Source organism: Streptomyces hirsutus, from assembly GCF_001418415.1.
GTDB classification, from domain to species: domain Bacteria; phylum Actinomycetota; class Actinomycetes; order Streptomycetales; family Streptomycetaceae; genus Streptomyces; species Streptomyces hirsutus.
Genome location: NZ_LIQT01000141.1, coordinates 1 through 22,107, shown reverse-complemented (window position 1 = coordinate 22,107; position 22,107 = coordinate 1). Strand labels below are relative to the sequence as shown.

The 22,107-nt window shown below is 71.5% G+C and carries 18 protein-coding genes and 2 tRNA genes; 16 read left to right on the top strand and 4 right to left on the bottom strand.

Features of this window, described 5'->3' with window-relative positions; all coding sequences use genetic code 11:
- Nucleotides 1-198: 198 nt before the first annotated feature.
- Nucleotides 199-1,641 (bottom strand): polysaccharide pyruvyl transferase family protein, encoded by a 1,443-nt coding sequence (locus AOK11_RS11080; RefSeq protein WP_055593495.1) that lies wholly within the window; start codon nt 1,639-1,641, stop codon nt 199-201.
- A 222-nt stretch (nt 1,642-1,863) separates the two neighbouring features.
- Between AOK11_RS11080 and proB the strand changes: the two genes are divergently transcribed.
- The 5 genes from proB to AOK11_RS11055 all read left to right on the top strand — a co-directional run bounded on the left by proB (nt 1,864) and on the right by AOK11_RS11055 (nt 6,813).
- Nucleotides 1,864-2,970, top strand: a complete 1,107-nt coding sequence (gene proB / locus AOK11_RS11075; protein ID WP_055593494.1) for a glutamate 5-kinase — start codon at nt 1,864-1,866, stop codon at nt 2,968-2,970.
- A 144-nt stretch (nt 2,971-3,114) separates the two neighbouring features.
- On the top strand, nt 3,115-3,573 hold the full coding sequence (locus AOK11_RS11070) for a hypothetical protein (protein ID WP_055593493.1): 459 nt from the start codon (nt 3,115-3,117) through the stop codon (nt 3,571-3,573).
- 123 nt (nt 3,574-3,696) lie between these two features.
- Nucleotides 3,697-4,983: a glutamate-5-semialdehyde dehydrogenase gene (locus AOK11_RS11065; protein WP_055593492.1), complete on the top strand. Its 1,287-nt coding sequence runs from the start codon at nt 3,697-3,699 to the stop codon at nt 4,981-4,983.
- Nucleotides 4,984-5,057: 74 nt separating this feature from the next.
- The gene (locus AOK11_RS11060; protein WP_470630304.1) at nt 5,058-5,633 is read left to right on the top strand and encodes an SCO2584 family spore wall biosynthesis protein; all 576 of its coding nucleotides are present in this window, start codon (nt 5,058-5,060) and stop codon (nt 5,631-5,633) included.
- A gap of 109 nt (nt 5,634-5,742) precedes the next feature.
- Nucleotides 5,743-6,813 (top strand): SCO2583 family membrane protein, encoded by a 1,071-nt coding sequence (locus AOK11_RS11055; RefSeq protein ID WP_055593490.1) that lies wholly within the window; start codon nt 5,743-5,745, stop codon nt 6,811-6,813.
- Between the two features lie 10 nt (nt 6,814-6,823).
- Here AOK11_RS11055 and AOK11_RS11050 read toward each other — a convergent pair whose 3' ends face one another.
- Nucleotides 6,824-7,963 carry a M48 family metallopeptidase gene (locus AOK11_RS11050; RefSeq protein ID WP_055593489.1) on the bottom strand — a complete coding sequence of 380 codons (1,140 nt, stop codon included), beginning with the start codon at nt 7,961-7,963 and terminating at the stop codon, nt 6,824-6,826.
- Between the two features lie 455 nt (nt 7,964-8,418).
- Here AOK11_RS11050 and AOK11_RS43370 point away from each other — a divergent pair, with 455 nt between their 5' ends.
- From AOK11_RS43370 to AOK11_RS11015, 8 genes are all read left to right on the top strand, one after another.
- Nucleotides 8,419-8,583, top strand: a complete 165-nt coding sequence (locus tag AOK11_RS43370) for a hypothetical protein (protein WP_167353778.1) — start codon at nt 8,419-8,421, stop codon at nt 8,581-8,583.
- 91 nt (nt 8,584-8,674) lie between these two features.
- Nucleotides 8,675-9,439, top strand: a complete 765-nt coding sequence (gene nadD, locus AOK11_RS11045; RefSeq protein WP_055593488.1) for a nicotinate-nucleotide adenylyltransferase — start codon at nt 8,675-8,677, stop codon at nt 9,437-9,439.
- Nucleotides 9,440-9,455: 16 nt separating this feature from the next.
- Nucleotides 9,456-11,288 carry an LCP family protein gene (locus AOK11_RS11040; RefSeq protein WP_055593487.1) on the top strand — a complete coding sequence of 611 codons (1,833 nt, stop codon included), beginning with the start codon at nt 9,456-9,458 and terminating at the stop codon, nt 11,286-11,288.
- A gap of 130 nt (nt 11,289-11,418) precedes the next feature.
- Complete coding sequence (gene rsfS, locus AOK11_RS11035) at nt 11,419-11,874, top strand: ribosome silencing factor (protein ID WP_055593486.1); 456 nt, start codon at nt 11,419-11,421, stop codon at nt 11,872-11,874.
- Nucleotides 11,865-12,542 (top strand): histidine phosphatase family protein, encoded by a 678-nt coding sequence (locus tag AOK11_RS11030; protein ID WP_095534282.1) that lies wholly within the window; start codon nt 11,865-11,867, stop codon nt 12,540-12,542. The genes rsfS and AOK11_RS11030 overlap by 10 nt, the downstream gene beginning before the upstream one ends.
- A gap of 105 nt (nt 12,543-12,647) precedes the next feature.
- Nucleotides 12,648-12,720, top strand: a tRNA-Ala gene (locus AOK11_RS11025).
- A gap of 386 nt (nt 12,721-13,106) precedes the next feature.
- On the top strand, nt 13,107-13,340 hold the full coding sequence (locus AOK11_RS11020) for a hypothetical protein (protein ID WP_055593485.1): 234 nt from the start codon (nt 13,107-13,109) through the stop codon (nt 13,338-13,340).
- Nucleotides 13,341-13,480: 140 nt separating this feature from the next.
- Nucleotides 13,481-13,553, top strand: a tRNA-Ala gene (locus AOK11_RS11015).
- Nucleotides 13,554-13,657: 104 nt separating this feature from the next.
- On the opposite strand, the gene AOK11_RS11010 is transcribed toward AOK11_RS11015, so the two are convergent.
- Together AOK11_RS11010 and AOK11_RS11005 are read right to left on the bottom strand one after the other, a co-directional pair.
- On the bottom strand, nt 13,658-15,265 hold the full coding sequence (locus tag AOK11_RS11010) for an NADH-quinone oxidoreductase subunit NuoF family protein (RefSeq protein WP_055593484.1): 1,608 nt from the start codon (nt 15,263-15,265) through the stop codon (nt 13,658-13,660).
- Nucleotides 15,262-16,560: a ferric reductase-like transmembrane domain-containing protein gene (locus tag AOK11_RS11005; RefSeq protein ID WP_055593483.1), complete on the bottom strand. Its 1,299-nt coding sequence runs from the start codon at nt 16,558-16,560 to the stop codon at nt 15,262-15,264. The genes AOK11_RS11010 and AOK11_RS11005 overlap by 4 nt, the downstream gene beginning before the upstream one ends.
- Before the next feature lie 523 nt (nt 16,561-17,083).
- On the opposite strand from AOK11_RS11005, the gene leuS reads away from it, so the two are divergent.
- The 3 genes from leuS (at nt 17,084) to AOK11_RS10990 (ending at nt 21,846) form a co-directional block, all read left to right on the top strand.
- A complete protein-coding gene (leuS, locus tag AOK11_RS11000) occupies nt 17,084-19,963 on the top strand; it encodes a leucine--tRNA ligase (RefSeq protein WP_055593482.1) in 2,880 nt (959 codons plus the stop codon).
- Between the two features lie 174 nt (nt 19,964-20,137).
- Nucleotides 20,138-20,914: a hypothetical protein gene (locus tag AOK11_RS10995; protein ID WP_055593481.1), complete on the top strand. Its 777-nt coding sequence runs from the start codon at nt 20,138-20,140 to the stop codon at nt 20,912-20,914.
- A gap of 86 nt (nt 20,915-21,000) precedes the next feature.
- On the top strand, nt 21,001-21,846 hold the full coding sequence (locus tag AOK11_RS10990) for a DegV family protein (protein ID WP_055593480.1): 846 nt from the start codon (nt 21,001-21,003) through the stop codon (nt 21,844-21,846).
- The last annotated feature ends 261 nt before the right edge of the window (nt 21,847-22,107 follow it).

The window sequence follows — 22,107 nt, the reverse complement described above, 5'->3', positions numbered from 1 at the left end:
AGGACTGGTGCGTTCAGCTGCAAGGCGGAGGAGGGCGTCGACGCGATGGGGGTCCCCCCTGCTCATGGGGGTGCCCCCGCTCGAGCGAAGCCGAGAGTGGGGGAGGAGCCGAGAGCTCGGGGGAGTCGGCAACCGACGACAACGCCGCAGATGAGCGTGCAAGTCCTCGCGTCTCCGGCATGATCCGCCGGACAGGCCCTAGCCGCGTCCTCCCTTGAGCGCCCTGCGCAGGGGGCGGCCCACGACCCGGCGGGCCTTGCGGTACACCGAGCGGGACGCGGGGGCGACCACGGTGGTCTTCCCGGCGGCGGTCTTGGCCGCGGCCTTGGTTCCCGCCTTGACGCGGTCCAGTTCCTTCTTCAGCTTGGCGTTGTCCGCGGTCAGTTCGCCGACCCGGGTGTGCAGCCAGCCGAAGCGCGCGATGAGCGAGGCGGGGTCGGTGTCGATCCACGGCCGGACACCGCCGGGGAAGTCCAGCGAGCGCAGCCGCTCCTCGTACGCCGCGCCGCCGTCGCCGTGCGTGAACGTGTTGTCCAGTCCGTTGCGGTCGAGGAACGAGGTGAACCGCTCGAACCGCTCGTGGTGGTTGCCGGTGAGCGCGCCGAGGTCGGTCTCCTCGTACAGCCGCGCCGGGTCGATCTCCTCGGGCAGCTGGTCGAGGGTGTGGTGCGGGATCTCGAAGTAGCGGCACAGCTCCAGCGTGCGCGAGTCCGAGCACAGCACGTTCGCGGGCGTACCGGCCAGCAGCGCCGCGATGTTGCCGTGGATGCGGGAACCGAAGGAGAAGTCGAAGTCCCGCAGATCGTCGATCCAGGTCACCGGGTCGATGTAGACGCGGACCTTGTCCTCCCGGTACATCGGGTGGTCGGGGTGCGTCGGCATCCCGGTGACCTTCCCGTTCGGGTCGGACAGGTCCCGCCAGTGCAGCTGCCGTGCGTCGCTGAGGTTCTGGCCTATGAACCGCAGGTTCGGGTAGCGGGCGTGGGTACGGGTGATGACCCGGCCCAGGCCCTGGCTGCGGACCGCGTTGTGCGAACCGTTGATCGCGATGCGGGAGTCGGCGGTCAGCTCCTGCGCCCGCTTCTCCACGGCGAGTTCCTTGCCGTACATGAACAGCGAGGGGCAGCCGATGACGTCGACGTCCTTGAACCCGAGGCCGTTCAGGTACTTCTCGGTGAACTCGCCGCGCACGCCGATCGAGGCGCTGCGGTCCAGCACGGCGGAGACGAACTCGCGCACCGCCGGCTCCATCGGCTTCAGCCGCGCCGGGTTGTAGTCGAGACCCGCCTGCGCGCCGATGCCGACGACGATCACCGGGATCTTCAACTGGCTGATCAGCCGCGTCAGCCGCCGCAGACTCGCCTCGAACGAGGGCCGGAAGGCGTTGGCGAGCGGCACGACGAAGGCGTCGTACTCCTCGTTGATGCGTCCCGCGGGAGTTCCGTCAGCCCGGATGCCGTTGGACACCACCGTGGTGTGCGGTGTCTCGAGAATCTTGTGCGTGGCGTCGCTGAAGATCAGGTTGCCCGCGTTGCTGGCGAACACGTCGTGTTGAAGGGCTTCCTCGACGGGGAAGACGTCGTAGGGGCTCTTCCCCGATCTGAGGAGGATGCGCTGGGGGCGAGAAGCGTTGGGTGACACCCGTTCACACTATGTTTCCGGAAGCTTTTATTTCTATAGGCAACCAATGCAAGCTTTTTCACATCAGCCCTGGGTGAGGGCATGGTTACGCGCGGGCGTCCGGAGGCTGGACGGGCGGGCGTTCCCCGCCCCGCTTCGCGTAGATTGCCGGTGGGGCGCCCAGGCCGGCCCCGTGGTCGGCACGAGGGGACGGAGCAGCAGGTGGCAGGGGCAAGGCAGGCCGTGAGCGAGGCCCGCAGGATCGTCGTCAAGGTCGGATCCTCGTCGCTGACGACCGCGGCGGGCGGCCTGGACGCCGACCGGGTCGACGCACTCGTCAATGTGCTCGCGAAGGTCCGCAGCGGGGGAGAGCGCGAACTCGTCCTCGTCTCCTCCGGTGCCATCGCCGCCGGACTCGCCCCCCTGGGCCTCGCCCGGCGACCGCGGGACCTCGCCCGCCAGCAGGCCGCCGCCAGCGTCGGCCAGGGTCTGCTGATGGCCCGTTACACCGCATCCTTCGCCCGCTACGGCGTCCGCGTCGGCCAAGTACTGCTCACCTCCGACGACATGAGCCGCCGCGCCCACCACCGCAACGCCTCCCGCACCCTCGACAAGCTGCTGGCGATGGGCGCCTTCCCGGTCGTCAACGAGAACGACACCGTCGCCACCGACGAGATCCGCTTCGGCGACAACGACCGTCTCGCCGCCCTCGTCGCCCACCTGGTCCACGCCGACCTGCTGGTCCTGCTGTCCGACGTGGACGGCGTGTACGACGGAGACCCCGCCCGGCCCGGCACCTCGCGGATCTCGCTGGTACGGGGCCCAAAGGACCTCGCCCACGTCGAGATCGGCAGCGCCGGGAAGGCCGGCGTCGGCACCGGCGGCATGGTCACCAAGATCGAGGCCGCCTCGATCGCCGCCGCCGCGGGCGTCCCGGTCGTGCTGACCAGCACCGTCCACGCGGGTGACGCCCTCGCCGGCGCGGACACCGGCACCTACTTCCACCCCACCGGCCGGCGCTCGGCCGACCGGCTGCTGTGGCTCCAGCACGCGTCCACCCCGCAGGGCTCGCTCACCCTCGACGACGGCGCGGTGCGCGCGGTCGTCGAGCGCCGCAAGTCGCTGCTGCCGGCCGGGATCGCGGGCGTCGAGGGCGAGTTCAGCGCGGGCGACCCGGTCGAGCTGCGGGACCACGAAGGGCGGCCGGTGGCCCGCGGCCTGGTCAACTTCGACGCCAAGGAGATCCCCCGGCTGATCGGCCGCTCCACCCGCGACCTCGCCCGCGATCTCGGCCCCGAGTACGAACGCGAGGTCGTACACAGGGACGATCTGGTGGTCCTGCATCCGTAAATGTGCCGGATCGCGCGCCCCCCGCGGTGGACGTTCCGCAAAACCGCCCCACGACGCCCGGCGGCCTGCTCAACTTTGACCCAGGGAACACATCTGCCCGGCCCCGGGGCCGGCCTGTGCGTGAAGGAGGCCGTCGTGAGACGAGTGCGCCCTGGGACGACGACGTCCCGCGGTGGTGCCGGCTCCCGCGCGGTCGGCGAGGAACGCGCCCTGGCCAGCGTCGCGGCGGGCGACCGGTTCCAGAGCGGCGAGCCCCGGGACCTCCCGCGCCTGTGGCACGTCACCCTCAGCGTCTCCGGCGGCCTGGCCCCGATCGCCGAGGTCCGCCGCGCCCTGGAACAGCTCGCCCATGACCACCCCTTCCTGCTGACCAGCCGGTACGCCGAGGACCACGCGGAGATCCGCTACTGGGAGGAGGCCCGCGACCTGCACGACGCCGCCGCCGTGGCACTGCGGCTGTGGGGCGAGCACCGGCGGACCGCGGGGCTGCCGCCCTGGGAGATCGTCGGCCTGGAGGTCATCGACCGGGCCACTTACCACCAGCGCATCGCTGCGGGCTACGGCCCCGCGCCGGCGACGCCGGTGGGGGTACATCCGTTCTGAGCCGGGAGACCGGTTCGGCCCTCCGCGAGCGCCACGGCCCTTCGTGCCGGCGGCCACGGCCCCCGGCGTCTCGGGGTTCGGGATACCGGTGGTCGGACCCTCCGGCCGCACTACCCTTCCCCCATGACCACGCTTTCGCCATACGACTCGATGTCTCCGGTCAACCAGGCCGCCTACCGGGCCAAGGGGGCCGCCGCCACCCTCGCGCCGCTGCCCCGCGCGGCGAAGGACGACGCGCTGCTCGCCGTCGCGGACGCGCTGGAGGTCCGGGCGAGCGAGATCGTCGAAGCCAATGCCCAGGACGTCGCCAAGGCACGTGAGGCGGGCATCAGCGAGGGCATGATCGACCGGCTCACCCTCACCCCGGAGCGGGTGCGCGCGATCGCCTCCGACGTGCGGGACGTGGCCGCGCTGCCCGACCCGGTCGGCGAGGTCGTCCGCGGCTCCACCCTGCCCAACGGCATCGACCTGCGGCAGGTCCGGGTGCCGCTCGGCGTCGTCGGGATCATCTACGAGGGCCGCCCCAACGTCACGGTCGACGCCGCCGCCCTGTGCCTGAAGTCCGGCAACGCGGTCCTGCTGCGCGGCTCGTCCTCCGCGTACCGGTCGAACACCGCGCTGGTCCGGGTGCTGCGCGACGCCGTGGGCGGCGCCGGGCTGCCCGCCGACGCCGTGCAGCTGGTGCCCGGCGAGGGCCGGGACAGCGTGCGCGAGCTGATGCGCGCCCGCGGCCTGGTCGACGTCCTCATCCCGCGCGGCGGCGCCTCCCTGATCAACACGATCGTCCAGGAGTCGATCGTCCCGGTCATCGAGACCGGCACCGGCAACTGCCACGTCTACGTCGACGCCGACGCGGACCTCGACACCGCCGTGGAGATCCTGGTCAACTCCAAGGCCCAGCGGGTCGGCGTCTGCAACGCCGCCGAGACCCTCCTGGTCCACCAGGACATCGCCCCCGCGTTCCTGCCGCGCGCCCTGGACGCCCTGGCCGAGGCCGGGGTCACCGTGCACGCCGACGAGCGGGTGATGGCGTACGCCAAGGACTCCGCGGCGACGGTCGTGGAGGCCACCACGGAGGACTGGGAGACCGAGTACCTCTCCCACGACATCGCCGCGGCCGTCGTCGACTCGCTCGACCGGGCCGTGGAGCACATCCGGCTGTGGACCTCCGGTCACACCGAGGCCATCGTCACCACCTCGCAGCAGGCGGCCCGCCGGTTCACCCGACTGGTGGATTCCACCACCGTCGCCGTCAACGCTTCCACCCGGTTCACCGACGGCGGCCAGTTCGGCTTCGGCGCGGAGATCGGCATCTCCACGCAGAAGCTGCATGCCCGGGGACCGATGGGCCTGCCGGAGCTGACCAGCACCAAGTACATCGTGACCGGCGACGGACACGTCCGCCGCTGACCCACGTCACGGGGCAGGCGGACGAATTTCCGTACCGTCTGCCCAAATTGACCCCTCCGGTCTACTCTGGAGAGGTGCCGGAGGACGTGGGGGGCACGCCGTTCCCTGACGGCGGGGAGCCCGACGACGACCACGACCGCGGAGTGTCGGACGAAGAGTTCGCCTCCGTGGTCTTCGACGAGGCTTTCATCGGCGCGGCCGTGGTCCACGAACCGACCGCCGTCGAACGCCTCCTCGCCGCCGCCCGGGCCAGAGCCGAGGCCTCCGAGGCCGAGGCCCACCGCACCCGCCCGACGACCGATCGGTACGGCGGCCACGGACGGTACGGCCGCCGCCACCGGGGCGACGACGTCGACGACGACTTCGCCGACGGCCCCGGCGCCCCGGAGGACGACTACGGCTACCCGGGGCCGTACGGCAGACAGGTCCGCTGGCACCGCCCGGTCGCCTGGATGCTCGCCCTGGTGATGGGCGTCGGCATGGTCGCGCTCGCCTTCTCGGCCGTCTACCGGGGGTCCTCCGGGAACAACCGGCAGGACCCGGTGCCGCCGCCCGCCTCGACCGGCCTGGAACAGGGCGGCGGCGTGGCTCCGTCCGCCTCCGCCGACTACTCCCGGCCCGACGTCCCGGTGATCCCGAGCAGCCCCTGAGGCTTCTCGTGCGGGGCGGCGGCGGAATCGCCGGCCCGGGTGGGAAGCCGCCGCAACTTGGCGCGCGCCACGGAGTTTACGCGGGCTTCCCGCGACCTACTCTGAAGATATGGCAGGGCCTGCGGACCCACCCGGAGGGGCACCCGAGGGCACCCCCGGAGGTGGCGAGGACGAGTACCGGTCCGTCGTCTTCGACGAGACCTTCGTCCGGGCTGCCCGCCTCCAGGAGTTCTCCGCCCGGGAGCGCATCACCGACCACGCCCCCGCCGTACGCCGCCGTCCGTCCCGGCACCGGGGTCTGTCCCGGCAGGTGCTGATCCTCGTGATGCTGATCGCCGTGGCCTTCGGCACCGCGATCTACATGGGCGTACGCCATCCCTCCGGGACACCCGGCGCGGGGGAGGCCGTCGAGCCGCTGCGCATGACCGTGATCCCGCTCGCCCCCGAGGGCAAGGTGCCCGGCACTCCCGATTCCGAACGGCTGTACGACAACAGTCCGGCGGCGCAGTTCCGCATCGGGGCCGCGGGGGTGACGCTCCCGGCGTCCCGCCGTACCGCGCACTTCTCGGACGGGCAGGTCGTGACGGCGCTGCTCACCGCGAAGGACTACATCGTCCGGTCCGCCCTCGACCCCGAGGTGCTCACCGGCGGGCAGACCCGCTCCGTACGCGTCCTGCTCGGCGTCGACCAGCAGGACCAGTTCGACCGGAGCTTCACCCGGCCGGCCCCGGACGGGCGGCACGCGCCCACCGGGTGGCTCGTCCGCTTCGACCCCTCCCGCACGGAGCTGGCCGACCGCAGGATCCGCGTCCAGGGCACCCTGCAGGCTTCCGAGGCCGACTCCGGCACCCTCGAGGTCACCGCGGACCACACCTCGGTGTACGCGCTGCGGCCGGCCGGTGCGGGCCCGGGATCCCGGGTGTCGCTGTTCACCGTCCGGCGCGAGCTGCACTTCCGCTTCGACCGCGAGGACCTGCGCCTGCACCAGACGCAGCTCGTCGTCTCCTCCGTCCAGGCCGGTCCGCTGTCCTGCTCCGAGGATTCCGCGAGCCGTCTGCGGCCCCTGCTGGCGGGCGGCACGGCCAAGGAGGGCGGCCCCGCCGGCACCGACCCGTACGCCGCGGACGGCGCTCCGGCCCTGTGCGGCTCGCTGGCGGCGGAGGCGCAGCCCCGGGTGTGACGCCCGTGCCTCAGGTGCCGTCGCGCGGCGGCCGGTCGCCCCCGGTGTCCGGGTCCGAGGGCGTACCCGGCTCCTGGGGCCCGTCCGGTCCCTGCGCGGGCCTCGGTCCCGAGGACGTGAAGCCGCCGAAGCCGCGGCGGACCCGGTCGCCCAGGTCCCCGGCGCCGCCCGCGATGTCGCTGACCAGCTTCATCAGCGGGTCTTTGGAGTTCTTCACGTCACCGGCGTAACTGCTCGCCGAGTCGCGCCAGGAGTCCCGCACCGAGGCGTCCTTGTCCTCGTCGCGCCGCGGGTAGTGACCGTCCATGACCCGCTGGTACTCGCGGGTCTCCGCCCACTTCTTCAGCTCGGCGGCCCGCACGGTGGTGAACGGGTGGGAGCGGGGCAGCACGTTGAGGATCTTCAGCACGGAGTCGCGCAGGTCGCCCCCGGCCTCGTACTCCTCGGCCTGCTCCAGGAACGCGTCGACGTTCATCTCGTGCAGGTGGTTGCCGCCGGCGATCTTCATCAGGCCGCGCATCGAGGCCTGGGGATCCTGGCCCACCAGCAGCCCCGCGCGGTCCGCGGACAGCTCCGACTTGCGGAACCACTCGCGCAGCGCCGTCACGATCGCCATGATCGCGACATTGCCCAGCGGAATCCAGGCCACCCGCACCGCGAGGGACGTCAGGAACAGCAGAATGGTCCGGTACACCGAGTGCCCGGACAGCGCGTGCCCGACCTCGTGCCCGACGACGGCCCGCATCTCCTCCTCGTCGAGCAGCTCGACCAGCCCCGTGGTGACCACGATGATCGGCTCGTCCATGCCGATGCACATCGCGTTCGGCGTCGGGTCCTGCTTCACGTACATCGGCGGGACCTTCTCCAGGTCCAGGATGTAGCAGGCGTCCCGCAGCATGACGTTGAGGTGCGCGAACTGCCGTTCCGAGACGCGCACCGAGTCGGACAGGAAGAGCAGCCGCAGGCTGCGCTCGGGCAGCAGACCGCTCAGGGCCTTGAAGACCGTGTCGAAACCGGTCAGCTTGCGCAGCGCCACCAGGGCGGAGCGGTCGGCGGGGTGTTCGTAGGCACGCGAGGAGATTCCGGGGAAACGCCTGCGCTGCCTGCTCGGCACCTTCTCGTGCCCGTTGTGCTGATGGCCGTCGGACATGTGTCCCCCATGTGCGTCTGTGTGACCTTCGCGGTCCGTTGTGACCTTCGCGGTTCCCGGTACCGTCCCTCGGCGGTCTCCCGTCCGGCCCTTCCGCCACCCCGGGACCGAGGCCCAGCCTAGGTGGAGAAGGCACGGACCGGCAGACCGGTGGAGCGGAAGAGCAACGCGGCCGGGAACGCGCGTGGAGCACCGTTCCCGAGCAGCCCGGCTCCCCGAGAAGGACGATCAGGACCGCGGGATGGTTGCGTGGCCCCGCCGTCGCCCACCCGCCCGGGAGGACCGGCGGGAGGACGGTCGGAAGGACACGGGGGAGGCGCTGGGGAGGCGCCGGGGAAGCACCGGAGAGGTGGCCGGGACCCGCAACGGCGGAGTCGGAGTGATCGGCGAGAAGGCGCCCGCATACGATGAGCCGACGTCTTTATCCCGCCCACACGTGATAGGTACTGCCGAAGATGAGCTTCCACAGCGCCGCTGCCCAGTTGGTCACCCTCGCCGCCGAGGGCGGAGAGCACAGTGGCAACCACCAGAGCCTCAACCCCTACCTGGTCGGTGGCTGCGTCCTGGCCGGCCTGCTGGTCCTGCTGTGGATCACGACCCGCTTCAACCGCGACCGGTAGTCCCTCCGGACCCCCGGGGTCTGTTCGGGCGTGGCCAAAGGGCACACCTGGCGGCCGGAGCGTTCAGAGAGGGCCGGTAGGGTCTGCACGCATGGGAGAGCAGGACATGCCTACCGGTCCGGTGGAGGGCACGGCCGGGGGACCGACCGAGCCCGTGGTCACGACCGGGGCGGGGGCCGAGGGCACGGCCGGGCAGCCGGCGAGCGGCGCCGAGCACCGTCCGGCGCCGCGCCGGGCCGGCGGCCCGGGCAGCGGCCCGTCGCAGCCGGGCAAGCGCCGCCTCGGCGTCATGGGCGGCACCTTCGACCCGATCCACCACGGGCACCTGGTGGCGGCCAGCGAGGTCGCCGCGCGGTTCCACCTCGACGAAGTGGTCTTCGTCCCCACCGGGCAGCCGTGGCAGAAGAGCCACCGGCTGGTCTCCGCGGCCGAGGACCGCTACCTGATGACGGTCATCGCGACCGTCGAGAACCCGCAGTTCTCGGTGAGCCGGATCGACATCGACCGCGGCGGGCCCACCTACACCGTGGACACCCTGCGCGACCTGCGGGCCCTCAACCCCGACACGGACCTGTTCTTCATCACCGGAGCCGACGCCCTCGCGCAGATCCTCACCTGGCGGGACAGCGAGGAACTGTTCTCCCTCGCGCACTTCGTGGGCGTCACCAGGCCCGGCCATCATCTGACCGACGCGGGCCTGCCCGAGGGGGGCGTCTCGCTCGTCGAGGTCCCCGCCCTGGCCATTTCCTCGACGGACTGCCGTGCGAGAGTCGCCAAGGGAGATCCCGTCTGGTACCTGGTGCCGGACGGGGTCGTGCGCTACATCGCCAAGCGCGAGCTGTACCGCGGCGAGTGAGCCGAGAGGGGCACCGGTGAACGACCGATACGACGCGGGATACGGCGACGGAGGGGACGACCCGTACGGGCTTGTGGGCTACGACGAGTACGGCCGGCCCGTCTACCGCCAGGCCGACACCCAGGTACCGGCCCAGCAGGCCCCGCAGCAGCCGTACGACCCGTACCGGCAGCAGGGGCAGCAGGACCCGTACGGGCAGGAGCACGGGCAGGGCGGGCAGGGCTACGACGGCGGCTACGGCTACGACCCGTACACCACCGGCGGCACGCAGCAGCCCTCGCAGCCCTACGACCCCTACGGGACCGGGACGGGTACCGGGCAGCAGCCGCAGACGCCCTCCTACGACCCCTACGGGGCCCAGGGCGGCTACGGCACCCCCCAGGGCGACGCGACGGCCGCCCCGTACGACCCCTACGGCGACTCCTACGGGCAGACCGCGCAGGGCGGAACCGGACAGCAGCCCCGGGTCGCCGAGCAGACCGCGCACATCCCGCAGCAACCCGGCCCGGCCGACGACGGAACCGACCCCGACGGCCATGACGGCCATGACGACCGTCCGGCCGCGGACTCCGAGGCGCCCGAACGGGAGTACCGCACCGAGCAGTTCGCCTTCGTCGAGGAGCCGGACGGCGACTCCGAGGACGTCATCGACTGGCTGCAGTTCACCGAGAACCGCACCGAGCGCCGCGAGGAGGCCAAGCGCCGCGCACGCAGCCGGATCGTCGCCCTGGTCGTGGTCTTCGCCCTGGTCGTGGCCGGCGGCGTCGGCTACCTCTGGTACGCCGGGAAGCTGGCCGGCTCCGACGCCGGTACGGGCACCACGACGGCCGCGGGCGCCCAGAAACGGGACGTCCTCGTCGTCCACCTGCACGACACCAAGGGGGGCGGCACCGCCACCGCGCTGCTCGTCGACAACACCACCACCAAGCGGGGCACCACCGTCCTGCTGCCCAACTCCCTGGCCCTGGCCGCCGAGGACGGCACCACCACCACGCTCGCCAAGTCGGTCGAGGACGACGGATCCGGCGGTACCCGGGGCGCCCTCGACACGGCCCTCGGCACCGACATCGAGGGCACCTGGCGGCTGGACACGCCCTACCTGCAGAACCTCGTCGACCTGGTCGGCAACATCGACATCGACACCGACGCCGACGTGCCCGACCCGGCCGCGAAGAAGAAGGGCGAGGCCCCCCTGGTCAAGAAGGGCAAGAGCCAGACCCTCACCGGGAAGATGGCCGTCGCCTACGCCACCCACCGCGCCTCCGGCGAGGCGCAGGACGCCCAGCTGGAGCGGTTCGGGCAGGTCATGCAGGGGGTGCTGCGGAAGATGACGTCCGACGCGGGCGCCGCGACGACCACCATCCAGACCCTGGGGCAGATCATCGAGCCGCCCCTGACCGACAAGGACCTCGGCTCCTTCCTCGCCCGGCTGGCCGAGCTGGCCAAGGGCGGCGACCACAGCACCACGCTGCTGCCGGTCCAGGAGGACGGCACGCTCACCGCGGAGACGAGTGACAGCGTGGTCAAGGAGGTGCTCGGCGGCACCGCGAAGAGCCCCGACAAGGACGCCGCCGTCAGCGTCTCCGTGCGCAACGCCACCGGTGTCGCGGACAACACCGAGAAGGCCCGGGTCGTGCTCCTCAACGGCGGCTTCACCTTCCTGGAGGGCGGCACGGCCACCGCGGCCGCGGCCTCCGAGGTCGTCTACGCGGACGACGCCGACAAGGAGAACGCCTCCGAGGTCGCCAAGACCCTGGGGCTGCCCACCGAGTCCGTCACCCGGGGCGAGGTCTCCGGGAACGCCAGGGTCTCGGTGGTCCTGGGCCAGGACTACGAGCCGGGCACCTGACCGGACCGCGGTACGCCCGGCCGGACGCCCCTACGGGGCAGCCGGCCGGGCCCACCCCGAAACGCGTGGGGCGCGCCCGGCGGTCCGTGAGACCCTTGAAGGCAAACGACCGCCGAGCGAAAGCCTTGTAGTGACCGCAACCGACCGTTCCATCGAGCTCGTCTCCGCCGCTGCCCAGGCCGCGGCCGACAAGCTCGCGCACGACATCGTCGCCTACGACGTCAGTGACGTGCTGTCCATCACCGACGCCTTCCTGCTGGCCTCCGCGCCCAACGACCGTCAGGTCAAGTCGATCGTCGACGAGATCGAGGAGCGGCTCAGCAAGGAGCTCGACGCCAAGCCGGTCCGCCGCGAGGGCGACCGCGAGGCCCGCTGGGTGCTGCTCGACTACGTCGACATCGTCGTCCACGTCCAGCACAGCGAGGAGCGCGTCTTCTACGCCCTGGAGCGGCTGTGGAAGGACTGCCCCGAGCTGGAGCTGCCCGAGGACGCCGTGGCCACCCGCGGCAAGGCCGCCGAGCACGCCCGGCAGAAGGAGGCAGAGGAGGCCGCGGAGACCGCGGAGCCGGGTGGTGGGTGGCGTTGAGCCCCGCCGGTGAGACGTCCGGTTCCGGCGGAGGCCGAGGCCGCCGTGTCATCCTGTGGCGGCACGGACAGACCTCCTGGAACGTGGAGCGCCGCTTCCAGGGCAGTACGGACGTGGAGCTGACCGGGACCGGCGTCGCCCAGGCGCGCCGGGCCGCCCGCCTCCTCGCCGGCCTCAAGCCCGACGCGATCATCGCCTCCGACCTGAAGCGGGCGGCCGACACCGCCGCGGAACTCGCCGCCCTCACCGGCCTGCAGCCGGTCCACGACGAGGCCCTGCGGGAGACCTACGCGGGCGTCTGGCAGGGCCTGACGCACGACGAGATCATCGCCAGGTACGGCGACGAGTACACCGCCTGGAAGCGCGGCGAGCCGGTGCGCAGGGGCGGCGGTGAACTGGAGACCGAGGTCGCCGACCGAGCCGCCCCGGTGGTGCTCCGGCACGCGGACAAGCTCCCGGACGACGGCACGCTCGTGGTGGTCAGCCACGGCGGCACGATCCGCACCACCATCGGCCGGCTGATCGGCCTCGACCCGCGCAGCTGGGAGAGCCTGGGCGGGCTCACCAACTGCTGCTGGTCCGTCCTCGGCGAGGGCGCCCTCGGCTGGCGGCTGCTCGAGCACAACGCCGGCACTCTGCCGGAACCGGTGCTCGGCGACGACGACTAGGGCCTGCCCTGAACCTCCGGGTGCGGCCCGGGGGCCGGATTTCACTTTCCGGCAGGTCGCAGGCTAAAGTTCTTCTTGTTCGCCCGCCGAGCGGGAAGAACACTCGGGGCTATAGCTCAGTTGGTAGAGCGCCTGCATGGCATGCAGGAGGTCAGGAGTTCAATTCTCCTTAGCTCCACAGATCACATGACGAAGATCCCGTCCTCGGTACGAGGGCGGGTTTTTTCGTTGTCGCTGGTTGAGCGGGAAGGCGCCGACGGGCGTATACCTCTGTGAGGCGCCCAGCCGTGTCCCGACCGGTACCCCGACGTCGCTGACCGTATTGGTCCGGCCGTGGCAGAATCAAACGACCGGAAGGGGGCGCGGTCCTACGGGAGGGAGTTGTTGATGCCTGCGAGCATCCACGGGGAGGTCGACCACCTCTTCGGCGGGGTGTTGACACGACGGACCTCGACCCGACTCCGCCGCCCTTCCCGCGGTTCCGCGCACCTCGCCCGAGTCCTCGGTGGCAGCGGCGGTGTCCCCTGCGCGTGTACGGCCTGCGGCCACAGCTGGAGCTGAGCGATGGGTGCACACAGGCGAAGGTGCGACTGGTGCGGCAGAGGGACGCCGATCGTCCGGGACATGGAACCGGTCAATTCCGACTACCAGTACTGGTGCGAGGAGTGCGCGCGGGCGCTGATCATAAAAGGCGACCCGATCGAGACGTACCGTGAGCTCGAAGGCGAACCGATCTACGGCCGGCTCCTCGATGAGCACTGCACGCTCAAGCGCTTCTATTCGTTCGTGACCGCGTGACCGCGTGACCGCGCGTCGCGCGTCGCGGTTCGGGTGACAATGCGGACAGAACCGGGCGCCACGGAATCGATTTGGTGTTGGGCCCCGGTGACCGTGTAAAGTTGGCGTCGCCGCCGGGGAAACCGGGCGGGATGTGACCTGGGGCTATAGCTCAGTTGGTAGAGCGCCTGCATGGCATGCAGGAGGTCAGGAGTTCAATTCTCCTTAGCTCCACAGCAGTAGAGGGCGGATCATCCGATCGGATGATCCGCCCTCTACGCGTTGTCGGACGTGCGACCGTGCGGGCCGCCCCGGAGGGCGGCCCGCACGGACCCGTGTCAGCGGCCCAGCGCGCGCCGGCCGCGGCCCTGGGAGAGGACCGGCAGATTGCGGGAGGGCGCCTTGGACTGCGTCCCCTCCTCGACGCGCAGGGCCAGCGCCGGACAACGGCGCACCGCGCGGATCGCCTTGGCCTCCGCGTGGCGCGGCACCTGGGCTTGGGCGACGGTCGGGAAGCCGTCCGCGCCGAGCTGGAAGACCTCCGGGAGGATGTCCGCGCACAGACCGTGGCCCCGGCACAGCGTCCAGTCGACGAAGATCTTCTGGCGGCTGGGGCCGTTCTCCTCCCCGCCCCCGCCCGGGATGCCCGTAGGGGCCCTGCCCCCCTCGAAGAGCGGCAGCACGCCCTCCACGGGGCGTCCGCAGCCGTTGCCCAGGGCGTGGGCGGCGATGTCGTCGCTGAACGCCTTGACGGTCGACTCCAGGAACATCGCGGAGCCGTCCGGATGCGAACACGCGCCGCGCCGCTTCACGTTCTTGGCGACCTGCTTGACCGCCTCCAGGGCGGCGGGGCCGCCGCCGTTGAGGATGTCCTCCAGGCCGCGCGCGGCGGCCGGCAGGCCCAGGTAGCAGGGGCCGCACTGGCCGGCGCTCTCCTCGGCCAGCCATTTCGCCACCATCAGGGACTCGCCCAGCGGGCAGGTGTCCTGACTGATCGGCAGGATCGCGCCCGCGCCGAGCGCGCCGCCCACCGCGTCCAGGGAGTTGCGGGAGACGATCGCCTCGTTGACGGTCGCCGCGTCGATCCACTTGCCGTGGTAGCCACCGGTGAGCACGCCCTGGGGCATCGGCGGCGCACCGGCGAGCTGGAGGACGTAACGCAGCGGTACACCCGTCGGGACCTCGATCACCATGGGACGGGCGACCGCCCCGGAGACCGTGAGCATGACGGTGCCCGGCTCGTCGTACAGGCCGGTGTTGCAGTAGCGCTCCGGGCCGATGCGGGCGGCGATGGCGAGCTGCGCGAAGGTCTCGGCGTTGGAGAGCAGGGTGGGCGCGCCGCCCACACCGTTCTTCGAGGCGCTGACCTTGCGGCCCGGCGGGACCGCCGGGCCTCCGTCGATGGAGCGGATCAGCGAGGCCGCGGCGCCCGTGACCATGCGCACCGGGTTGAGCTGCACACGGGCGCGCAGCGCGGACCGGCGCCCGTTGTTGAGGCCCCGTTCGGCGAGCGCGGCCTCCATGGAGCGCTTGGTGGACTCCCGGGTGACCCCCACCACGAGCGTGCGGGCCCCCATGGCCTCGGCGCACAGCAGCGCGCCGTCCAGGATGAGGTGCGGAGCACGGTTGATCATCACCGTGTCCTTGCGGCAGGCCGGTTCGTCCTCGCTGCCGTTGACGACGACGACCGGCCGGACACCGCGTTTGATCGCCGTCTCGGCGACCGAACGCAGCTTCTTGTGGAAGGGGAAGCCGGCACCGCCGCGTCCCCTGAGGTTGATGCGTTCAGAGAGCTGGGCGAGCTGTTCGCCGCCCATGGGTTCGAGCGGCCCGTGCACCTTGAGGTGCATGGGGAGATCGAGCCGGTCGACAAGGTCGAAGCCCGACGTGAGCTGGGGAAGTCCGACGACGCGGACTTCGGGTACGTCGGGCAGAGCCTCGTTCACTTGAAGCCTCCGGAAGGCGTGTTCCAAGGTTCGCCCGATCCCGGTGCGCCGAAGTCGTACGACGCACCGGGAGATGGATCAGTGGCGGGACCGCTGTTGTACGTGTCACTCGGGTTGTACGCGTTGTAGAAGCCGTTCGACTCACCGGTGTCGCGCACATCACTCGAGCCGTAGCCGGGGGCGGCCGAATTGTCGTAGGTGGGGATGTTGTATCCGGTGTCCTGGAGCGGGTCGTAGGCCGACGGCGGGGCCTCGCCGACCGGCGGCGGGGACGGGACGGGCCAGCTGCCCGAGGTGCTGGAGGGGCCGTCCACGCGCGGCGCCTCCATGGCCTGCCCGCCCATCGTCTGGCCGTCCATGGTGGGGACGGCCTGCGTGGGCTGCATGTCCAGAGGCAGTTCCATGCGGGCGGTCTGGTCCGCGTAGAGGGGCTGCTGCGGCTGGGACGGGGGGGAGACCGCGCGGTAGGCCGCCGCGAAGCCGTTCGCGGGGTCCGGGGCCGGCGGCGCGAGACGTTCGGCGGTCTCGTACCGCGGCCGGGCGGCCGGCTCGGGGCGTTCGGGAGGCCCGGAACGGGACCGGGAGTCCCGTCTGCCGCCGCTCTCGTACCTGGGGGGCGACGCCTCGGCGGCGCGGGCCCGGCTCTCGTCGAGCCTGTCGCGGCCCTGCTGCTCGGCGAGGCCGAGCAGGCTGGTGACCCGGTCGGCGACCTTGCGCTTGACCCGCGCCGGGGAGGCGCGCAGGAAGAGGGCCGCCATGACGCCGAGCAGGGACAGGCCGTACAGGATCAGGAAGATCGGCTTCGCCGATCGACCCGCGTAGAGCCCGTGGACCAGCGCGGCACACCAGGCCGGGTAGGCCAGCATGTGCATGGCGCGCCAGCGGGCCGCGACGGGGGCCGGCGAGGCGAAGCGGTTGCGCAGGACGCCGGTGATGCCGACGAAGATCATCAGCATTCCGGCCAGGGTTCCCAGGCCGATGAGGAAGGACCTGCCGGCCACCGCCTCGTCGTCGGTGAGGGCCAGTCCGAAGGGGATCACCGCGGCGATCCACGTCGTGTGCTCCAGCGCCAGCTTGATGCCGATGTGCACCAGCAGGAAGGCGATCGAGGCGACCGCGGTCGTCCGGTGCACCGCCTGCGCCAGGATGCGCTGGCGCGGACCGAGCAGGACCCGGTCCTGGGCGACCAGTCCCCAGATCACCGAGCAGCTCAGGCAGACGAGCGACAGAACGCCCACGCCGAAGTTGAGGAACTCGGCGAACCAGTCGTCCGCCGTGCTGTCGTCCGGCCTCACGCCCTACCTCCCCACGTCACGACGGAAAGAACGACGGCATGCGGGTACGACCGACCGGCAGCCGGCCGGCCCTGAGCGGGCGGCGGGCTGCTGTCTGGACGAGGGTTCATGGGGGAACTCCGAACGTTCGGGAGAAGCGGTCCCGGGCCGCACTCTAAACCTCGTTGTACCGGGGAGTACGACGTTTGAGTTGTTGCACTGTTATCAAAAGACGATCTGGCTGTTGTGATGCCCCATAGGGGTTGTTACGCGGAGTAAGTTTTGACCGATGTTCAGGGAGGTGGCCGGGCGGGAGCGCTTTCCGCGGGCGGCGAAGCGCGTCGCGGCCCGCTCCGGGCCTGCGGTACCCTGACGCCATGCGTGCCGTACGCCTTCTGCTTAGCGAGCCGCGCTGATCAGTCCCGGCCATGGTCGAACCAGTCGGTCGGAATCGGCGCGGCGTCCCCTCCTGTGCGAGGGGATTTTTCATTTCCGAATGTCACAGCAGCCGTGGGCGCAGACGATCGATGGAGCTTTGAGGATCATGAGCGAGACGAACCCCGCGGCCACCCCCGAAGTGGCCGCGCCGCACCGCTACACGGCCGCCCTGGCGGCCGAGATCGAGGCACGCTGGCAGGACTTCTGGGACGCCGAGGGCACGTACGACGCGCCCAACCCGAGCGGCGACCTGGCGGGCGACCCGGAGACGGTGGCCCGGCCCAAGAAGTTCATCATGGACATGTTCCCCTACCCCTCGGGTGCGGGACTGCACGTCGGCCACCCCCTGGGATACATCGCCACCGACGTCTCCGCCCGGTTCCAGCGCATGACCGGCCACAACGTCCTGCACACCCTGGGCTTCGACGCCTTCGGCCTGCCCGCCGAGCAGTACGCGGTACAGACCGGCACGCACCCGCGCGTGTCCACCGAGACCAACATCGAGAACATGAAGGCCCAGCTGCGCCGGCTGGGCCTGGGCCACGACCGGCGCCGGTCGTTCGCCACGATCGACCCGGACTACTACAAGTGGACCCAGTGGATCTTCCTGCAGATCTTCAACTCCTGGTACGACGACGAGGCCGGCCGGGCCCGCCCCATCACCGAGCTGATCGCCCGCTTCGAGTCCGGTGAGCGCCCCGTACCGGGCCACACGCGCGCCTGGAGCGAGCTGAGCGAGGCCGAGCGCGCCGACGTCCTGGGCGAGTTCCGGCTGGCCTACGCCTCCGACGCGCCGGTCAACTGGTGCCCCGGACTGGGCACCGTACTGGCCAACGAGGAGGTCACCGCCGACGGCCGCTCCGAGCGCGGCAACTTCCCCGTCTTCAAGGCCAAGCTGCGCCAGTGGAACATGCGCATCACCGCCTACGCCGACCGGCTGCTGTCGGACCTGGACGCCCTGGACTGGCCCGAGGCCATCAAGCTGCAGCAGCGCAACTGGATCGGCCGCTCCGAGGGCGCCCGTGTCGACTTCCCGATCGACGGCGAGAACATCACCGTCTTCACCACCCGCCCCGACACCCTGTTCGGCGCGACCTACATGGTGCTGGCGCCCGAGCACCCGCTGGTCGAGAAGTTCACCCCGGCCGCCTGGCCCGAGGGCACCCACGACGTCTGGACCGGAGGCCACGCCACCCCGGCCGAGGCCGTCGCCGCCTACCGCGCGCAGGCCGTGTCCAAGTCCGACGTGGAGCGCCAGGCCGAGGCCAAGGACAAGACCGGCGTCTTCATCGGCTCCTACGCGACCAACCCGGTCAACGGCGAACAGGTGCCCGTCTTCATCGCCGACTACGTCCTGATGGGCTACGGCACCGGCGCGATCATGGCCGTGCCCGCGGGCGACCAGCGCGACTTCGAGTTCGCGCGCGCCTTCGAACTGCCGATCCACTGCATCGTCGAGCCGACCGACGGCCGCGGCACCGACACCTCCACCTGGGAGGACGCCTTCTCCTCCTACGAGGCGAAGATCATCAACTCGTCCAACGACGAGGTGAACCTGGACGGCCTGGGCGTCGCCGAGGCCAAGGCGCGCATCACCGAGTGGCTGGAGCGCCGGGGCATCGGCGAGGGCACCGTCAACTTCCGGCTGCGCGACTGGCTGTTCAGCCGGCAGCGCTACTGGGGCGAGCCCTTCCCCATCGTCTACGACGAGGACGGCACCGCTCACGCCCTGCCCGAGTCGATGCTGCCGCTGGAACTGCCCGAGGTCGACGACTACTCCCCGCGCACCTTCGACCCGGACGACGCCGACACCCGGCCCGAGACGCCCCTGTCGCGCAACGAGGACTGGGTCAACGTCACCCTGGACCTGGGCGACGGCCGCGGCCCGCGCGCGTACCGCCGCGAGACCAACACCATGCCCAACTGGGCCGGCTCCTGCTGGTACGAGCTGCGCTACCTGGACCCGCACAACAGCGAGAAGCTGGTCGACCCGGAGATCGAGCAGTACTGGATGGGCCCGCGCGAGGGCATGCCGCACGGCGGCGTCGACCTGTACGTCGGCGGCGCCGAGCACGCCGTCCTGCACCTGCTGTACGCGCGCTTCTGGTCCAAGGTGCTGTACGACCTGGGGCACGTGTCGTCGGCGGAGCCGTTCCACAAGCTGTTCAACCAGGGCATGATCCAGGCCTACGTCTACCGTGACAGCCGCGGCATCGCGGTGCCGGCCGCCGAGGTGGAGGAGCGCGAGGGCGCCTACCACTACCAGGGCGAGAAGGTCTCCCGGCTGCTGGGCAAGATGGGCAAGTCCCTGAAGAACGCGGTCACACCGGACGAGATCTGCGCCGAGTACGGGGCCGACACCCTGCGCCTGTACGAGATGGCGATGGGCCCGCTGGACGTGTCCCGGCCGTGGGACACCCGCGCGGTGGTCGGCCAGTTCCGGCTGCTGCAGCGGCTGTGGCGCAACATCGTCGACGAGAACACCGGCGAGGTGACCGTCGTCGACACCGAGCCCGGTGAGGACACGCTGCGCGCCCTGCACAAGGCGATCGACGGGGTCCGCCAGGACCTGGAGGGGATGCGCTTCAACACGGCGATCGCCAAGGTCACCGAGCTGAACAACCACCTGACCAAGCAGGAAGGCCCGGTACCGCGCCCGGTCGCCGAGGCCCTGGTGCTGCTGGTGGCGCCGCTGGCCCCGCACATCGCCGAGGAGCTGTGGCGCGCGCTGGGCCGCACCGACTCGGTCGTCCACCAGGACTTCCCGGTCGCCGACCCGGCGTACGTCGTCGACGAGACCGTCACCTGCGTGGTGCAGATCAAGGGCAAGGTGAAGGCCCGCCTGGAGGTCCCGCCGTCCATCTCCGAGGAGGAGCTGGAGAAGGTCGCGCTGGCCGACGAGAAGGTCGTCGCCGCGCTGGACGGGGCCGGGATCCGCAAGGTGATCGTGCGGGCGCCCAAGCTGGTGAACATCGTCCCGGCGTGACGGCGTAGGACCGCGGGGCCGGCCGGCCGCGGCCTGCGGGCCGCCGGTTCGGGGTGATCCCCTACGGGCAGGTTCGGGGTTCTTCCGGAACTCCGGGCCTGCCCGTTGCGTTTACCTTTGAAGAACGGCGCGGTGCGTGTGGAGGGCGGCCCCAGGGCCCGGAGGAGGAGTCTCGTGGAAGCAGTGATCGCAGTGCTGGCCCTGCTCTTCGTGCTCTTCGTCGCGCTGGGCGTGTACGCCACCGTGAAGGTCGTCGGCGCCGCCAAGCGCAGTGCGGACCGTCACCTCACCCAGGCCCGCCGCACGGTCGAGGACCACACCCTGAAGGTCAAGTCCTTCGCCCAGTCCGGCCCGGCCGGCGAGATCGCCCAACTCAGGCTCACCCTGCGGACATCCATGCGCGCCACCCAGGACGCGCTGGAGGCCGGAGCCGCTGAGGACCAGTCCCTCAAGGAGTCCCTCGGCCTTTTCGAGCGGCTCAGCGCGCACGGGCGCGAACTGGACGCCGAACTGAGGCGTCTGGAGTCCGAACCGGACCGGGGCACCCTCGGCAAGCGGCTGCCCGAGCTGCGTGAGCGCACCCACCGCATCGCGCGGTCGGCGGACTCCCTGCGCTGGGCGGCCCGCGACCGCGCCCGCCACTTCGCGGCCGACGACCTCGACTCGCTCAGCACCCAGATCGACCTCGAGACCGGTGCCCTGCGGCACTGGACGACCACCGACCAGCAGCCCGCGCCCGGGTCCGCGGCCACGTCGGCGTCCTCGCCCCCGCGCCGGTCCGAAGCGCACGTTCCGGACGGCCCGGCGACCGGCCGGACCCGGCCGGACACCGCGCGGTCCGACGCCGCGCGGGAACCCGCGGCTGAGCCCGTGCGGCCCGCGATCACACCGGCCGCACCGCGTCCCGTCTACCCGTGGCAGAAGAAGCCCCGCCCGGAGAGCACCACTTGATCCGGGCGCACTGATCCGGACACGGCCCCGCCCGGCCCGCCGGGCCGGGCTGCCCAGGGAGCGGTACGCCAGGTAACCTCCAGCTCATGTCCCGCCATGTCGCTATCGTCACCGATTCAACGGCCTACCTTCCGGCCCGGACGATGGAGCGGCACGGCATCACGGCGGTCCCTCTGACCGTGGTCCTCGGCGACCGCGCGTTCGAGGAGGGCACCGAGATCTCCACGCGCTCCCTCGCCCAGGCGCTCCAGAAGCGGCGGCCGGTGACGACGTCCCGGCCCGGCCCCGAGGTTTTCGCCGAGACCTACCGCAGGACCGCCGAGGCCGGTGCCACGGGCATCGTCTCCCTCCACCTTTCCGCCGAACTCTCCGGCACCTACGACGCGGCGGTCGTCGCGGCCCGCGAGGCGCCGGTGCCGGTGCGGGTGGTGGACACCGGCATGATCGCCATGGCGCTCGGATTCTGCGCGCTCGCGGCCGCGGAGGCCGCGGAGGCGGGGGGCAGCGTGGACGAGGCCGTCACGGCCGCGGAGAAACGGGCGGCCGGCACCGCCGCCTACTTCTACGTCGACACCCTGGACTATCTGCGCCGGGGCGGCCGTATCGGGGCCGCGCAGGCCCTGCTGGGGTCGGCGCTCGCCGTGAAGCCGCTGCTCCAGTTGACCGACGGCCGTATCGAACACCTGGAGAAGGTGCGCACGGCGTCGAAGGCCATCGCCCGTCTGGAGGAGATAGCGGCCGAGCGGGCAGGCGCCGCCGAGGTCGACATCGCCGTCCATCATCTCGCCGCCCCGGAGCGTGCTTCGGCCCTCGCGGACCGGCTGAAGGCGCGGGTGACCGGACTGACCGAGCTGCACGTCAGCGAGGTCGGCGCGGTGATCGGGGCGCACACGGGGCCCGGCCTGCTGGGGGTCGTGGTCTCGGCCCGGTGAGGCCGGGGCGGGCCTGGGAGAGCCCGTGCGGGTGATGGAGTTGTCCACAACCGGGCGGTAATCCACCGGAATCAAGCAAGATCATCGCGAATGCGGCGAGTGCCCGATCCTCCTGGCATGGCACTTCGATCACATGCGCGTTCGCGTTCCCTTCCACGTTCGGCGACGGCGACCAGCGGCCCGGGGCGCGCGCCCGCCTCCGACGGTCGCGCCCGACACCGCCGGCCGACCGCTGCCGGGACCGGAACCGGTTCCGGTGCC

Bases quoted from the DNA above. Each gene is read 5' to 3' on its own strand.
- AOK11_RS11065 (WP_055593492.1), top strand. From the start codon at position 3,697: ATGACCACGCTTTCGCCATACGACTCGATGTCTCCGGTCAACCAGGCC.
- AOK11_RS11055 (WP_055593490.1), top strand. From the start codon at position 5,743: ATGGCAGGGCCTGCGGACCCACCCGGAGGGGCACCCGAGGGCACCCCC.
- AOK11_RS11050 (WP_055593489.1), bottom strand. From the start codon at position 7,963: ATGTCCGACGGCCATCAGCACAACGGGCACGAGAAGGTGCCGAGCAGG.
- AOK11_RS43370 (WP_167353778.1), top strand. From the start codon at position 8,419: ATGAGCTTCCACAGCGCCGCTGCCCAGTTGGTCACCCTCGCCGCCGAG.
- nadD (WP_055593488.1), top strand. From the start codon at position 8,675: ATGGGAGAGCAGGACATGCCTACCGGTCCGGTGGAGGGCACGGCCGGG.
- AOK11_RS11020 (WP_055593485.1), top strand. From the start codon at position 13,107: ATGGGTGCACACAGGCGAAGGTGCGACTGGTGCGGCAGAGGGACGCCG.
- leuS (WP_055593482.1), top strand. From the start codon at position 17,084: ATGAGCGAGACGAACCCCGCGGCCACCCCCGAAGTGGCCGCGCCGCAC.
- AOK11_RS10990 (WP_055593480.1), top strand. From the start codon at position 21,001: ATGTCCCGCCATGTCGCTATCGTCACCGATTCAACGGCCTACCTTCCG.